Genomic DNA, 1080 nt, shown 5'->3' on the forward strand with positions numbered 1-1080 from the left:
CTTCAGTGCCAAGAATGTCAGACTGGAACTGCATCAAAAAGTTATTGGCGACCGCACCACCATCGACACGCAGCTGTTTCATCTCGATACCTGAATCCTGCTCCATAGCATCGATCAGATCACGGGACTGATAAGCAATGGCTTCCAATGTTGCACGAACAATGTGATTACGGTTAGCGCCACGAGTCAAACCAAAGATTGCTCCTCGTGCGTAGGGGTCCCAGTAGGGAGCGCCCAGCCCGACAAAAGCAGGTACAACATAAACACCGTTAGTGTCTTTAACTTTACTGGCGAAGTATTCTGTGTCAGCCGCGTCACGAATCAGTCCCAGTTCATCGCGAAGCCACTGAACGGAAGCACCGCCCATAAATACGGAGCCTTCCAGAGCGTATTGCACTTTGCCATCAATGCCGAAAGCAATGGTCGTCAGCAGACCGTTTTCAGATTTAACCGGCTCACTCCCTGTATTCATGAGCAGGAAGCAGCCTGTGCCATAGGTATTCTTGGCCATACCTTTTTCGTGACACATTTGTCCAAACAGAGCAGCCTGCTGATCACCTGCAATACCGGCTACAGGAATGCGGGTACCCCCTTTGCCACCGATGTTCGTCTGGCCATACACTTCAGAACTGGATTTTACTTCCGGTAACATGGAGGCAGGAATGCCCATGGCCTTCAGCAGTTTTTCGTCCCACTCCAGCCTGTTGATATCGTAAAGCATGGTACGAGAAGCGTTCGAGTAATCGGTGACATGGACACGCCCGTCAGTTAGTTTCCAGGTCAGCCAGGTATCGATGGTACCGAACAGCAGGTCGCCGTTTTCAGCTTTTTCACGAGCACCTTCTACATTGTCCAGAATCCACTTAATTTTCGTTGCCGAAAAATAAGCATCCAAAACCAGACCGGTAGTTTCCCTGATATAGCTTTCCAGACCTTCTTTCTTCAGTTGCTCGCAGATTTCGGTTGTACGCCGGCACTGCCATACAATCGCGTTATAGACCGGACGGCCAGTATTTTTATCCCAAACGACAGTGGTTTCACGCTGATTGGTGATGCCCAGGGCAGCGATTTCGTCAGAAC

General features: G+C 50.1%; 1 protein-coding gene. It reads right to left on the reverse strand.

Features of this window, described 5'->3' with window-relative positions; translation table 11 throughout:
- The coding region (gene glpK, locus KDK18_RS12030) for a glycerol kinase GlpK (RefSeq protein ID WP_257255166.1) at positions 1 to 1080 on the reverse strand (1080 nt) is incomplete at both ends.

The organism is Endozoicomonas sp. SESOKO3 (genome assembly GCF_024606255.1).